This window comes from Gemmatimonadota bacterium, assembly GCA_009692115.1.
In the GTDB taxonomy this organism is placed as follows: Bacteria; Gemmatimonadota; Gemmatimonadetes; order Gemmatimonadales; family GWC2-71-9; genus SHZU01.
The window spans coordinates 17745-30830 of record SHZU01000007.1; the positions used below are offsets into that span (position 1 = coordinate 17745).

11 protein-coding genes are annotated in these 13086 nt (G+C 65.5%); 1 reads left to right on the top strand and 10 read right to left on the bottom strand.

From position 1 onward, the window contains the following. Positions 1-25: 25 nt before the first annotated feature. From EXR94_09405 to EXR94_09420, 4 genes are read right to left on the bottom strand one after another with little or no spacing between them, the layout of a single operon-like run. Positions 26-649 (bottom strand): hypothetical protein, encoded by a 624-nt coding sequence (locus tag EXR94_09405; protein MSR02934.1) that lies wholly within the window; start codon positions 647-649, stop codon positions 26-28. Beyond that, positions 646-1134, bottom strand: a complete 489-nt coding sequence (lspA, locus tag EXR94_09410; protein MSR02935.1) for a signal peptidase II — start codon at positions 1132-1134, stop codon at positions 646-648. Before lspA ends, EXR94_09405 begins: the two co-directional genes overlap by 4 nt. A 42-nt stretch (positions 1135-1176) precedes the next feature. Then, on the bottom strand, positions 1177-2757 hold the full coding sequence (locus EXR94_09415) for an amidase (GenBank protein ID MSR02936.1): 1581 nt from the start codon (positions 2755-2757) through the stop codon (positions 1177-1179). Beyond that, positions 2754-3494 (bottom strand): DNA alkylation repair protein, encoded by a 741-nt coding sequence (locus EXR94_09420; GenBank protein ID MSR02937.1) that lies wholly within the window; start codon positions 3492-3494, stop codon positions 2754-2756. Before EXR94_09420 ends, EXR94_09415 begins: the two co-directional genes overlap by 4 nt. Before the next feature lie 307 nt (positions 3495-3801). Between EXR94_09420 and EXR94_09425 the strand changes: the two genes are divergently transcribed. Beyond that, positions 3802-4077, top strand: coding sequence for a hypothetical protein (locus EXR94_09425; protein ID MSR02938.1), 276 nt, complete (start codon positions 3802-3804; stop codon positions 4075-4077). On the opposite strand, the gene EXR94_09430 is transcribed toward EXR94_09425, so the two are convergent. From EXR94_09430 to EXR94_09455, 6 genes are all read right to left on the bottom strand, one after another. Further along, on the bottom strand, positions 4074-4262 hold the full coding sequence (locus EXR94_09430; GenBank protein ID MSR02939.1) for a hypothetical protein: 189 nt from the start codon (positions 4260-4262) through the stop codon (positions 4074-4076). The genes EXR94_09425 and EXR94_09430 overlap by 4 nt on opposite strands. A gap of 116 nt (positions 4263-4378) precedes the next feature. Then, positions 4379-5695, bottom strand: a complete 1317-nt coding sequence (locus tag EXR94_09435; GenBank protein MSR02940.1) for a hypothetical protein — start codon at positions 5693-5695, stop codon at positions 4379-4381. Between the two features lie 41 nt (positions 5696-5736). Then, entirely contained in the window at positions 5737-6018 is a 282-nt protein-coding gene (locus tag EXR94_09440; protein ID MSR02941.1) for a hypothetical protein, read from the bottom strand. A 145-nt stretch (positions 6019-6163) separates the two neighbouring features. Next, complete coding sequence (locus tag EXR94_09445; protein ID MSR02942.1) at positions 6164-8062, bottom strand: S9 family peptidase; 1899 nt, start codon at positions 8060-8062, stop codon at positions 6164-6166. After that, a complete protein-coding gene (locus EXR94_09450) occupies positions 8059-8733 on the bottom strand; it encodes a hypothetical protein (protein MSR02943.1) in 675 nt (224 codons plus the stop codon). The genes EXR94_09445 and EXR94_09450 overlap by 4 nt, the downstream gene beginning before the upstream one ends. 2866 nt (positions 8734-11599) lie before the next feature. Then, entirely contained in the window at positions 11600-13078 is a 1479-nt protein-coding gene (locus tag EXR94_09455; GenBank protein MSR02944.1) for a long-chain fatty acid--CoA ligase, read from the bottom strand. Between the last annotated feature and the right edge of the window lie 8 nt (positions 13079-13086).

Here is a 13086-nt window from a genome sequence, read left to right on the forward strand (position 1 = left end):
CAGGTACAGGCGGCAGAATCCCGCCCTAGCGCCTCCGCAGCGGGGGACGGGCAGCGGCCCCGCTGTCGGGAGCCGCGATCACCGCAATGACGACGCCACCGTCGCCGAGCGCGAATTGGCCGTCGGGGGGCACTTGGACGTAGAGGTCGCGGCCACTCTTGGTCAGCGCCGGATACTGGCGCCCGACGGAGGCCATCATCGGAGCGAGAAAGAACTCCGGAAAAGGACGTCCGTTGACGTTGAGACCCCGGAGCCAGAATCGCATTAATTCTCGGCCGGTTCGCTGGACGATGATGTCGGCGGCGACGATCGTATTGGGACTGAACCGCGCCGCGAGGGGGCCGAGGAGGGCCCGGGTTTCCGGCGGCAGGTCGGCGAGGCGACCGGACACTTCGATGTGCGTCGAGTCGATATCGATGGCGATTCCCAGGCTGTCAGGAACCGGTCCGGCCCCGAGCCGGGCCAACAGGTACGAGGCCCAGTCACCGCCATCGATCAAGGCGGAGGGTTTGGTCCGATCCACAAAGACGGAGTCTACCTGGGACGCGGCCCGACCGACCCCGGCGTTCGAGAGCCGGCCTAGGGCCGGGGCGGTTTGGGCCGTCGCCGCTTCGGTGGCGACCAGCAATCCCAGCAAGACCCATTTCATCCAGGTTGTGGTTCCTCACTCCGGGACAATTGCCACGCCAGCAGCACGGCACCGACCGTCACGCCGATGTCGGCGAGATTGAAGGTCCAGAACCGAATCGATCCGATGCCGACGTCGATGAAATCCACCACCCCGCGCGGCGACCGGATCCGGTCGACCAGATTGCCGACCGCCCCGGCGATGACGAGGGCGATGGCCAGCACTTTGATCGTGTCACGGTTGGTGCTCTTCCGGTACAGGTAGCCGAGGACCCCGATCTGGATCAGCACGATCAGGCTGATGATCGGCCGCGATTGCTCTCCGAGGGAGATGCTCATGGCGGCCTGAGGGTTGTAGGCCAGGGTCAAGCGAAATACATCCCCGACCACCGGCTCGGAGACCCACGGCACCAAGTGGGTCTCCGCGAGGTCTTTGGTGCTACAGTCGGCCAAGAACACCAGGAGAACGACCGGCCAGAAAATCCTGGCTTTGCGGGCGATCGGCATGGGTTCGAAGATCCCAGGGTCGCCCGGGGAGGGAAAGGGCGGTCAGCCGATGGTGGTCCGGAAGGTCGGAACCATGCGGGCTTTGGTGGTTTCTTCGAACCCATAGGCCAGTTGTATCAGGCGGCCCTCGCTCCACGCCCGGCCCACGAACGACAAGCCGACCGGCAGGCCGCCGATCTGACCCATGGGCACCGTGATGTTCGGATAACCCGCTACCGCGGCGTAGGTTGAGCTTCCGCCGGTGAAGCGATCGCCGTTGACGAGGTCGATCGGCCAGGCCGGCCCGGACGTGACCGAAATCAAGGCATCGAGCCGGTGCTGGTTGAACCGCCGATCGAGGCCTTCGGTCCGAGCCAACCGCCGGCAGGTGGCCAGCAGGGTCCGGTACTTGGGGCTCGAGAGCGGGCCCATCTTGGCGGCCAAGTCGAATGTTTCCTGGGCAAAGTGGGGCATTTCCCGGGTCCGATTGGCCAGATTGAACGCGATGAGATCCGCGAGTGTCCGGTGCTTGGCGGTGCTGCCTAACGATCCGAGATAGGCCTCGACGCCGGCCTTGAACTCATAGGCCAGGACTTGCCATTCCGCCGCGCCGAGTGGACCGGGATCGGCCAAGTCCACGGAGTCGACGATGGTGGCGCCGGCCGCCTTGATCGCCGCGATGGCCGCGTCGTAGACCGCCTCGGTCTTGGCGCTGATGTTCATGTGCTTTCGCATTACGCCGATCCGGGCTCCCCGGAGGCCGGCCGGATCGAGGAACCGGCGATAGTCGGTCTCCGAGTGCCCGCGGCTCGCGGTGGTGGCGGGATCGCGCGGGTCGACGCCGGTGAGCGGGCCAAGGAGCGCGGCGGCATCGGCCACGCTCCGGCACATCGGGCCCGCGGTATCCTGGGTATGGGAGATCGGAATGATGCCGGCCCGGCTCCACAGCCCAACGGTCGGTTTGATGCCCACCAACCCGTTGATCGAGGACGGACAGACGATCGAGCCGTCGGTTTCGGTTCCGATGGTGATCGTGGCCAAGGCGGCGGCCCCGGCGGCCCCCGACCCGGCGCTCGATCCGCAGGGGGTCCGGTCGAGGACGTACGGGTTCTTGGTCTGCCCGCCCCGGCCGCTCCACCCGCTCGACGAATTACTGGACCGGAAGTTGGCCCACTCACTGAGGTTGGTCTTGCCGATCAGAACGCATCCGGCGGCCCGGAGCCGGTCGACAATACCGGCATCTTTGGGTGCGATCGATCCCTCGAGGGCCAACGAGCCGGCCGTCGTCTGCATGCGGTCGGCGGTGTCGATGTTGTCCTTGATCAGAATCGTGATCCCGTGCAGCGGTCCGCGAACCCGTCCGGCCCGCCGCTCCTGATCGAGCGATTCCGCGATGCCGATCGCTTCCGGATTGACCTCGATGACGGAGTTAACCGCCGGACCGCGCCGGTCGATGCTCTCGATCCGGGCCAGGTACATCTCGGTTACCTCACGGGCGGTGTACGCTCCGGATTGCATCCCCGCTTGGAGTTCGGCGACCGATGACTCGGCGCTGGGCATGCCGAGGTTGGACGTCGTCCCGACCAGCACCCGAGCGCCGAGCACCGATCCACTCACGCCCGCCACGAAATTGCGCCGGTTCATTTGCCACTCCTGTTAGTCTGCCGAAGAGTACCGTGCTTTTTCACGAAGGTGAAGCCCTTCATGGCTTCTTTGCGGGACAGAGGCGATAAGTCGGCTTGGTGCGCCACGAGGTACTGGCGAACATCCTCAGGGTTGGCCTTGGCGTGCTCCCGGAGGGCCCAGCCGATGGCTTTGCGGAGCCAGAACTCAGGGGCCTGGAGTGACGGGGCAATGCAGTCGTGGAGCAATCCGACGTCGGTTTGTTCCCGAAATCCGACCTGACTGATGATCGCGACCCGGCGGAGCCAGATGTTCTCGTGCCGGGCCCAGGCCCGGAGCGTCGGCTTGACCCGGTCCGGATAAGTGGCGAGAAGCACGGCCACCCGATGAGCCAGGCTATCGACGTAATCCCACCAAGCCCCTTCCTGGATCATCCGGCGACACAACGGCAGGGAGGCCAGGGAGATGAACCGCTGGTACGGCGGGTAGGCGGCCAATTCGATGGCGGCGTACCGCTCTTCGCGATGGGTGGCCAGATCCCAGAGCTCGGCAATGATCCGGCGCCAGTCGGCGGCCATGCTGATGGGGTGGGCCTCGAACACCGCGCCGCAGATCTTCCGAAGTTCCGGGGCCGCCACTCCGTAGAACGGCATCTCGGACTTCATGTAGGCCTTGGCGCCGGCGGCTGCCCTGGGGTCCTTGTGTCGGGATAATTGAGCCCGAATTGCCTTGGCGATAGGACTCAGTTCCGTTGGCATGGTACGGTCCAGGAAAGAAATGGGTGTTCTAGGGGGAGCCGCAATAAAAATACCTTGGGCCCGTCCAATCAGGTACGCCTGATTGGCTGGCAAGGTGCCTAAGGGGCCGCTACCTTGCCCGGCGGCGCCTACCGGAGGATGCAATGCAGGCAGAGAAGGGGTTTCTTGGAAGGGCGTTCTGGGGCGGTTCCTGGCCGCCTTGGTTTTGGTGTACGGCACCTTCAACCCCGAAGGCTTTTCCTTCTTCCATTGGGCCTTGAACCCACTGGTTCAAGGTCAACTGGATCTCGTCCGCCAGCAACTGCCCATGAAACTGTTGGTCGGCCTGCTGTTGGTGGCGGTGTGGGTGTTCTTCCTGCAGGCCACCCGCCGGTCGATCGGATGGACGGGCGCCCTGTTGATGCTCGGGATCCTCGGCGCGTTGGCCTGGGCTTTGATCGACTGGCACGTTCTGAACCCGTCCAGCAGCCGGGCGGTGGCTCATGTCGTCCTCGTCGCCCTGGCGCTGGTGCTGACGATCGGGATGTCCTGGTCGCATGTGACCCGGAAGGTGACGGGCCAGGTCGATACCGACGAAGCCTAGGGATGCCCTGCCCCCTCCCGGGCTTCCCGCTCAAAGCGGTTATCGAGATAATAGTGTTGGCCGCGGCGCCACGCGGCCCATGAGGTCAAGCCGTACACCACCGGGAACAAAAGACTCCACCGTTCGAACTGGGTGACGTGGATTCGCTCGTGAGCCAGGGTCCGGTTCAGGGTGGCCTCGTCCACGGCGAGCACGGCATGGCCCACCGTGTATCAGTCGCTCGACCACGTCACCTTGATCCGGGATTTTCTGCTCGATCCAGGCCGGTTCCTCCGGCGGCTCGAGGGGTGACGTCTAACAATCAGGTCGTCGGGACGAACGGGGTCAGTTCGGGGGGCCGCTCGCCGATCAGGACGGCGCCGTACCGGCAGGCCGGGATGTAGGGAACGGGCGCTTTGGCGCATTGGGCCTCGCGCTGGTCGAAATTGGGAAAAAGAATCCCCATTTGCTCGCCGATGGCGGTGTAGCAGGCCACCGCCAGGGCCCGGTCCGTAAGCCGGGCGCAGAAACTCAGGCCCTCATCCGGGAGGGCGGTGACGTCGATCAAGTTCTTCACAACGCCGACGAAGCACCACGCTTGGTACTCCGGGCTGCCCTTCTCGCACTGCTTGATGGCCTTTTCCTGGTTCCGCACCACATAGCCGCTCACGAAGGTGCCGACGCCTTGGTAACAGGCCGGCCGCATGCCGAGCGGCGCCCGATCGCACGCCTTGGCGATCTTGCCGAAGTCGGCCCCAACGATTTCGATGATGATGCCCGCCTGCATCCCGTAGCAGGCCGATTGGTACTTCGGGGCCAGGGCGGAGCAGGGGTAGAGCGGATCGGCCCGGTTCCGGGCCGGAAAGGAGTCGGCCGCCATGGCGTTCATGTCGTGACCGTCATGGTCCTGCTCTTCGGCGGCGGCCACCGCCGGTTTGTGCGGATGGTGCGATTGGCCCCGGGCCGCGACGATGAACTCCATGAAGGCTCCACCATAGCAGGAGGCCGCGTCCCACTCGCGGACCAGCCAATCGCATCCGGCCAGGGCTTTGGGCAGGTGCATGGCCATGTTGCTGACCAACCCATGTCCAATGCCGTGCACGCACTGAAACCGGAGCCAGGCGTTGGTGGCCGCCGAGTTGATTTGATTGCAGAGGCCGTAGACGGTGGTGCTGTCGGTGCCTTGCGCGTCGAGATAGGCCTGGACCACGCCATGGTAGCAGCCGGATTGGAACAGCCCGGTGCAGGAGTCGTACACCGGGCCGACGGCTTCGTCGGGGGTCCACGCATTGATCCCGACCACATGGGTCAGGTCGTGGCCGTACTTCTGGGTTTCGGGATCACGCTGGCTGATGATGGACAGGCCGTCCATGGCGAGGCGGACGTGCTGTCGTGCCACAGTGGCGAGGAGCAGTTCCTCGTAGCAGGCTTTCCGGCGTTTGCCGAGCAGGAATCGGCAGCGATTGATGGCGAACGCCGCGTAGCCGGTGGAGTCTCCAGTGAGTGCGACGTCGACGACGGCCTCGATCGGGCGACCGCCGAGACCGGGCAGGATCGAGCCGTGCTCGCGGAGGTCGAACGCCCCGGCGGTGAAAACGAGAGCGACGAGTCCGAGGGCGGCGAGGAACTTTCGGAGCATAGGTGAACGATAGCCGGCCGGGTTCGCTCGGTCCGACGGACCTATTTCTTCTTGGGCGGCCGTCCGCTGCGCTGGACGGTCTTGAGCCAGGCCATCGCCTTGTCGAAGGCCTTTTTCTTGCCGCCATTGCTGACATCGCCGAAGAAGGCGGTGAACTTGGGACGGGTTCCGCTCGGGGTTGGGCGATACCCAAAGCGGCAGAACCAGCCGAAGGTCCGGGTACTCGCCTGGTCGATCCGCGAGATACCGGGAACCTTCGAGGTCGAGCGCGAACGGGTCTTGGGGGCTGCCTTAGACCGGGTCGAAGGTCGACGAGTTGCCATGATTCGTGGTCCGAATGGTTAGGTGTGAATGGATGCCGACCCTATTATGCGCCCAATTTCGCCATTGCGGAAGGGGGGGGATTTTGGGGGCTCCGGCGGCGCTATCCTAACGCTCGGATTCCGCAAGCCCCCCCTCGATATCCGCCTAACTGTCCTTGAGGTACTGGTCGAACCACTCCAGGAGATCGAGCAGGACCTGTTTCGAGTTCTCCCGCCCGCCCACGTAGTAGGTCTCCCCCGGGTAGACCTTGTATTTGACGACCTTGTTGAGCCGGTCGAGGGCATGGACGAACTCGAGGGAGGCCGGGATCGGGTAGACGCCCGGCCGCCACGCCTGGGTAACCCCGTCGCCATGGAGCACGAAGGCCGGCGTGGTGACCGCTGCCGCCGAGAAGATCGAGGAATTCCGCCGGTAGACCGCGGCGCTGTCCGGGTAGGGGCCCCATTCGTAGGCATTGAGCTTCGAATGCTGAAGCTCGGTGTTGTAGCTCTGAAAACCGATCCAATCAGCGTAGCCCGATTGGGGCGCCGCCGCCTGAAACACCCCGGGCGCGTGGGCGATGGCTCCCATGCTCATGATCCCGCCGTAGCTGTTGCCGGTAATGCCCATCCGGGAGGCCTGGACGTAGGGGAGCGTCTTGAGCAAGGCCACACCCTGGACCACGTCCCGAAGGTCGCAATGGGTCCAACACGGGTTGTTGGCGTCCTCGAAGGCCTTCCCGTAGCCGGAACTGCCCCGAATGTTCGGGGCCAGGACGGCGTAGCCCATCTGGGCCAGGAACTGGGCCTGCGGCAAGTAGGTGTCGCTGAACTGTCCGGTCGGGCCGCCGTGGATGTAGAGGATACCGGGGAGCTTTTCCCCCGGGCGGATCAGGGCCGGGCGGTAGAGATAGCCCGTGATCGTGAACCCGTCGCTTTGATAGGTGACTTTTTCCGGAGCGATGAGGGTCTTCTCGATTTCCGGGGTGATCGACGTGGTCAGGGCCTTGGTCGCTCCCCCGGCCGCGGCGACGAGATAGAGATCCGCGGGCCGGGTCGGGGTGGCGAGTGTAAACGCGATCTTGCTCCCGTCCGGAGACCACTCGGGTGAGGCGGCCACCCCCCGGGTGACCGGCACGACGATCCGGGCGGCCCCGCCGGTTGCCGCGACGATTCGAAGGTCTTGGGTTCCGTTGTGGAGCGACGCAAAGACCACCGAGGAGCCGTCAGGCGACCATTTCGCATCACTTTGGTCGGCCGCTTCCGGGGCGAGTTGCCGCGGGGCCCCGCCGTCGAGGCCGGCGACCCAATAGTTGATCCAGCCGCTTCGGTGCGACCGGAAGAGGACCGATTTCCCATCGGGGGAAAGCAGCGGATATCCGAACCGGGCTCGGGGGCTCATGGTGCCGTAGTCGAACAGGTCTTGATCGGTGGCGATGACTCGGGACGCGCCTCCCGCCGCCGGTACCATCATGATCTCATGGTCGGCCCAGCGGTCGTCCGAGCGAATGTAAAGCAATGACCGGCCGTCGGGGGTCCACACGGGGTAGGTTTCGTAGCGTGGGTCGCTGGTAACCTGAAGCACCTTGCCGGTGGCGACGTCGACGCTCCAGAGGTCGAATTGACCGTACCGCAGGGCCGAGAACGCGATGGTCTTCCCGTCCGGCGACCAGCTCAGGGCATTGATCCGGGCGCCCAGATTGGTGAGCCGGCGGTCGGTGCCGGCCGCGAGATTCCAGAGCCAGATCTCGGGGTTGCCCCCCTTGTCGCTCAGGTACACGAGGACGTCGCCCCGGGGAGCGAGGCGGACGAGTCCGGTCGCGATCTCCCGGGTGACTCGGACGGGAGCCCCGCCATCCACCCCCACGCTCCAGATCGCCCCCCCGCCGAGCGACGACGGATAAAGAATCCGGCTCCCATCCGGGCTCCATAGCGGCCCCTCGCCCGCCACCAGCGACCCCACCGAAACCACCCGCTCCGCCACCGCCGCCGCCTGGCCGAGCGCCGAGCGCCGAGCGCCGAATGCCGAGATCACCACGAGCCCCACCACGATCCGTCGCATCATTGATCCCTCAGGTATGCGTTGAAAAACTCCACCATGTCGAGAAACATTTGTCGTTGATTGGTTGGGTTGTTGACGTAACAGTTCTCGTTCGGATACGTCCTGTAGCTGAACACCTTGTAGTAGCGTTCGAGTCCGTCCGCGAATTTCTTCGAGGCGTGGGAGTTGGGGAACCGTCCGGTGCCGTGAACCAGCATGACCGGTGTTTCGATCTTGCTCACGTCATAGTACGGCGAACTGCGCTGGTAGAGCGCTTTGGTCTCGGGTGACAAGGGTCCGTACTCGTAATCCAACAACTTGACGTGACGATACTCCTGCTCGGTGTAGCAGTCGATCCAGTCGCCATACCCGGCGCCGGACACCGCCGCCTGAAAAAAGCCCGGAGCAAAGGTGATGGCTGAGAGGGTCATACAGCCGCCGTAACTGGTGCCGGTAATCCCGATCCGCGCGGCGTTGACGTAGGGAAGTTTCTTCAGGTAGTTGGCACCCGCCTTGACGTCCTCGAGGTCACCGTGGCCCCAGTCCTTTGCCGGCTCACGGCGGGTTAGCGGGGCCGGCCGAGGATCCGGTCGAGCGCGCCCAATCGGTCCGTCACGGCCGCGACGGTCGAGGCCGTGGGTTCCTGGTCGGCTCCTTGGAGGGTGCCGTAGAGTTGTTGCAACTGGCCTAACAATCCCGAGAGCGCTGGCGTCTGGTCGGCGCCGGCTATCCGGCCGGCGGCATCGGAAATCCTCCGTGACAGGACGAATTGCCGCCGGAGGGCTGCCGTCGAGGTCCTGACCCGGGGATCCATCCGGACGCGGAACGACTGCGTCGTGCTCACGCCATTGACGGTGAGCCGGGCCTGATAGCGGCCTGGCATTACCCAGACGCCGTCGGGTTCCTTGTCGGTTTGCCCTTTGATGGCCGCAATCGGGAATGAGCGGCTGAAGCCCTCGGGCTCCGGATACTTGAGGTCCCAGAGGAACCGGTGGGCGCCAGCGGTTGCCTTGAGAACCCGAGTCGGCCGGATCCAGTACGCCGGCACATTTCCCTCGTCGGCAATCGCTGCCGCGGCTTGGTCGCTCGAGTACCGGCGAACCACTCCCCCGGTGGAGTCGAGAATCTCGAGGCTGATCGGGCCGGAGGCGGTCTTGGCCAGCCAGTAGTCGATGATCGCGCCATCGGGCGGATTCTGGCCGGCGGGCTCCTCCGGCGGAATCGGGGTGTCGGTGTTCATGTTCCAGCGCACCCGGGTGGCCGTCTGGAGCGTGAAGAGTACGGCGTCCCGCCGGGCGGTTTCCCCGGTCAGTTGCCGAAGCGGCGTGATGTTATCGAGAATCCAGAAGCCGCGGCCGTGGGTGCCGACGACGAGATCATCGTCTTTGATGACGAGGTCGCGAATCGAGGTGGCCGGGAGGTTCCGCCGGAGCGACTGCCAGTGGTCGCCGTCATCGACACTCACGTACACGGTGGTTTCGCTTCCGGCAAACAGGAGTCCCCTCCGCTTCGGGTCTTCGCGGACCGCGTTGATGGTGGCGCCGGTTGGAATGCCTTCGGTGATGTGCGTCCAGGTGCGGCCGCCGTCCCGGGTCCGGTAGATGTGGGGCGTCAGGTCGCTCAAGCGGAGCGTGTTGATCGCGGCATAGGCGGTGAGCGGATCGAAGTGGGAGGCGTCGATCAAGGAGACCTTGGCCCACGGGGTCAGGGCGGGGGGCGTCACGTTCTTCCAGGTCCGTCCGCCATCTACCGTCAGATGGATGAGCCCGTCGTCGGTTCCGGCCCAGAGGATGTTCTCCCGGAGATACGACGGCGCCACGGTGTAGATCACGCCAGGGTGCCGGGCCATCGCCACCGGAGTGGTGGCGTAGCGTCCCACATTCGGCGGGACCACCGAATCCGTCCGGGTCAGGTCGGGGCTGATCTCGGTCCACGAGTGGCCGCCGTTCAGCGTCTTCCAGACCGTATTGGTTGCGAAGTAGAGCGCTCGCGGGTTGACCGTCGAGAACACGACCGGGGCGGTGCGGAGGGCTCGGTACCCGGGCGACCGGAACGGCTTCGGGGCCACGTCCTGAACCTGACCGGTCCGCCGGTCGAACCGGGTCACCTTGCCGCCATACACGACGTCGGGATCCAGCGGGTCGGCGGCGACGTAGCCGTACTCCTCGACGCCGACGGGGGTCCAGTCTCGAAAGGTGATCTGGCCGCCATCGCCGCGGCTCCGGACGCAGGCTGAGCCGCTCTCCTGCTGGCCGCCGCAGACCCGGTACGGAAACGCGTTGTCAGTGGACACATGGTAGAACTGGGCCGTCGGTTGATTGTACCAGCTGCTCCAGGTCTCGCCACCGTTGACCGTAATGACCGCGCCTTGGTCAACGGCCATCAGGATGATGTCCGGGTTGGCCGGGTTGATCCAGATCCGATGGTAGTCATCGCCGCCCGGTGCCCCCTTCATGGCGGTGAAGGTTCGCCCGCCGTTCACCGATTTCCACGCCACGACACTCGCCGTGTACACGATGTCCGGATTCGTCGGATGGACTTTCACCTCCGCGAAGTCCGACGCCCGCGACACGATCCGGGGGTCGTCAGAGATCCGAGTCCAGGTCTCGCCGGCGTCATCGGAACGATAGAGATATCCCCCGTCGCGGAGGTCGGCCGTCAGAAACAGCCGGCTCGGCGTACTCGGCGCGACGGTCAGGCCGATTCGGCCCAGTCCATCCTTCTCAAACGTCGGGAGGCCTTGGGTCAGTTGGCGCCAGGTCTTCCCGCCGTCAACCGATTTGAACAGGCCGGTACCGGGCCCATTCCAGGCCCCGTTTTCCCACGGTGCCTGCCGTGCCTCCCAGAGCGCGGCGTAAACGACGTCGGGGTTGACCGGATCAAGGACCACATCGATGGCCCCGGTATTCTCGTCGGACCCCAAGACCTTGGTAAACGTTCGGCCGCCGTCGGAAGAGACGAAAAGCCCCCGTTCGGCGTTCGGTCCGTACGGGTGGCCGAGCACCGCGACGAAGAGCCGGTTTGGATCGCGGGGGTCGACGACGATTTGGGGAATTTGCTGGCCGTCGCGGAGTCCGAGGTGCTGCCAGGTCCGCCCGGCATCAGCGGACCGGTAAATCCCGTTGCCGGTGGACAGATCGGGCCGCTGGAGTCCTTCGCCGCTCCCGACGTAGATGATATCCGGATTGGACGGCGCGATCGCGATCGCCCCGATCGACCCCGTGGACTGCTCATCGAAGATCGGACTCCAGGTCCGCCCGAAATCGGTGGTCTTCCACACCCCGCCATTGACCACGCCGATATAAAACAGGTTGGGTTTTCCGGGAACCCCGACCGCCGCCTTGGTCCGGCCGGCCCGGTGGGGTCCGATGTCCCGCCAGGTCAGTCCGTCGAGTAGCCGGGGTTCAAACCCTTGCGCGGCGGCCGCCGCGTTCAAGCCGAGGACCAACCCGAGTGCCAACCGGAGGCGAACGAACATAGGAGCCCCTTGATCTCTGACTGTGATACTCGCAACCTAACGAGCAGTGCCGCCCCACCCAAAACGGCCGAGTGCCGAGCCCATCATTCACCGCCGAAGAGCCGACGCAGATCCTGCTTGACCACCTTTCCCATCGCGTTCCGCGGCAATTCCTCCACGAACCGGATGTCCTTCGGCACCTTGTAGAGCGCCAGGCGTTCCTTGAGCCAACTCCGGAACGGCCCCGCCGCGAGTTCGGATCCTGGGGCCGGTACCACTGCGGCCGCGATCCGTTGGCCCAAGTCGGGATCGGGCAGTGCCACCACGGCACAGTCGGTGACGTCTGGGTGCTCGCGGGCCAACTCCTCGATCTCGAGCGCCGAAATCTTGTAGCCGGCCGATTTGATGATGTCGGTGCTCTCGCGGCCCAAAATCCGGTAGTAACCGGCCTCGATCAGCGCCACGTCACCGGTGCCGAACCAGCCATCCTTGAAACTCCGGGCGGTGTCGTCGGGCCGGCCCCAGTACTCGTGGAACACTTGGGGCCCGCGGACCTCGATCTGGCCCGGTTGCCCCGCCAAAACGGGGGCGCCGGTTTCGTCGGTCAGCCGGATCTCCACGTTAGGTAGGGGCTGTCCGACGGTGCCGGCCCGGCGCTCCCCGTGGAGGGGATTGGACAGCGCCATGCCGATTTCCGTCATCCCATACCGCTCGAGGAGGCGGTGACCGGTGATGCCCTCCCAGCGGATCAGCACCCCCACCGGAAGCGCGGCCGAGCCGGACATCATCAGCCGAAGACCGCGGGCTCCAGCAGACCAACGGGCCCGGGTCGGGGGGTCGGCCGCGTCCCACGCGGCGATCAGCCGGTTGTAAATCGTCGGGACCGCCGTGAAGACGGTTATCTCGCCCGAGGCCAAGCGATCCCAGGCCCGGATCGGTTCAAAGGGATCGAGGAACTCGACGCTGGCCCCCACCCACAACGCCGAGGAGAGGGCGTTGATGATGCCGTGAATATGGTGCAGCGGCAGGACATGAAGGCTCCGGTCGCTGGCGGTCCATCCCCAGGCGTCCACCAAGGTTTCGATCTGGGCTGCCAGCGCCCCGCGGGAGGTCACCACGCCTTTGGGCCGTCCCGTCGTTCCGCTGGTGTACACGATGAGGGCTCGGGCTCGGCACTCGGCACTCGGGGCTCGGCACTCGGCGAGGGGTGCTTCGGGTTGGAGCAATTGGTCGGTGGTGAGGAACGGGATCCGGCGGGCTTCGGCCAGGGGGCGTAGGCGGTCAGAGAGGGCCGGGGATGCGATGGCCAAGCCGGCCCCGCTGTCGTCGAGGATGTACTCGAGCTCGCGGGCCGGATGCGAGAGGGCCAGTGGCACGGCGATCGCGCCGGCCCCCCAAATCGCCTGCTGCACCGCCACGTGAATGAACCCCGGCGGCACCAGGAAGACTACTCGGGCTTCGCCCCCGCCGAGTGCCGAGTGCCGAGCGCCGAGCGCCGAGCGCCGAGCCAATTCGGCATAGGTATGGCTGACGCCGTCCTGGTAGATGGCGGCGCGGGTGCCGAACCGGGCAAGGTCGATCATGGGGGAAA

Bases quoted from the DNA above. Each gene is read 5' to 3' on its own strand.
- EXR94_09435 (MSR02940.1), bottom strand. From the start codon at position 5,695: ATGCTCCGAAAGTTCCTCGCCGCCCTCGGACTCGTCGCTCTCGTTTTC.
- EXR94_09425 (MSR02938.1), top strand. From the start codon at position 3,802: ATGAAACTGTTGGTCGGCCTGCTGTTGGTGGCGGTGTGGGTGTTCTTC.
- EXR94_09415 (MSR02936.1), bottom strand. From the start codon at position 2,757: ATGAACCGGCGCAATTTCGTGGCGGGCGTGAGTGGATCGGTGCTCGGC.
- EXR94_09405 (MSR02934.1), bottom strand. From the start codon at position 649: ATGAAATGGGTCTTGCTGGGATTGCTGGTCGCCACCGAAGCGGCGACG.
- EXR94_09440 (MSR02941.1), bottom strand. From the start codon at position 6,018: ATGGCAACTCGTCGACCTTCGACCCGGTCTAAGGCAGCCCCCAAGACC.
- lspA (MSR02935.1), bottom strand. From the start codon at position 1,134: ATGCCGATCGCCCGCAAAGCCAGGATTTTCTGGCCGGTCGTTCTCCTG.
- EXR94_09445 (MSR02942.1), bottom strand. From the start codon at position 8,062: ATGATGCGACGGATCGTGGTGGGGCTCGTGGTGATCTCGGCATTCGGC.
- EXR94_09455 (MSR02944.1), bottom strand. From the start codon at position 13,078: ATGATCGACCTTGCCCGGTTCGGCACCCGCGCCGCCATCTACCAGGAC.
- EXR94_09420 (MSR02937.1), bottom strand. From the start codon at position 3,494: ATGCCAACGGAACTGAGTCCTATCGCCAAGGCAATTCGGGCTCAATTA.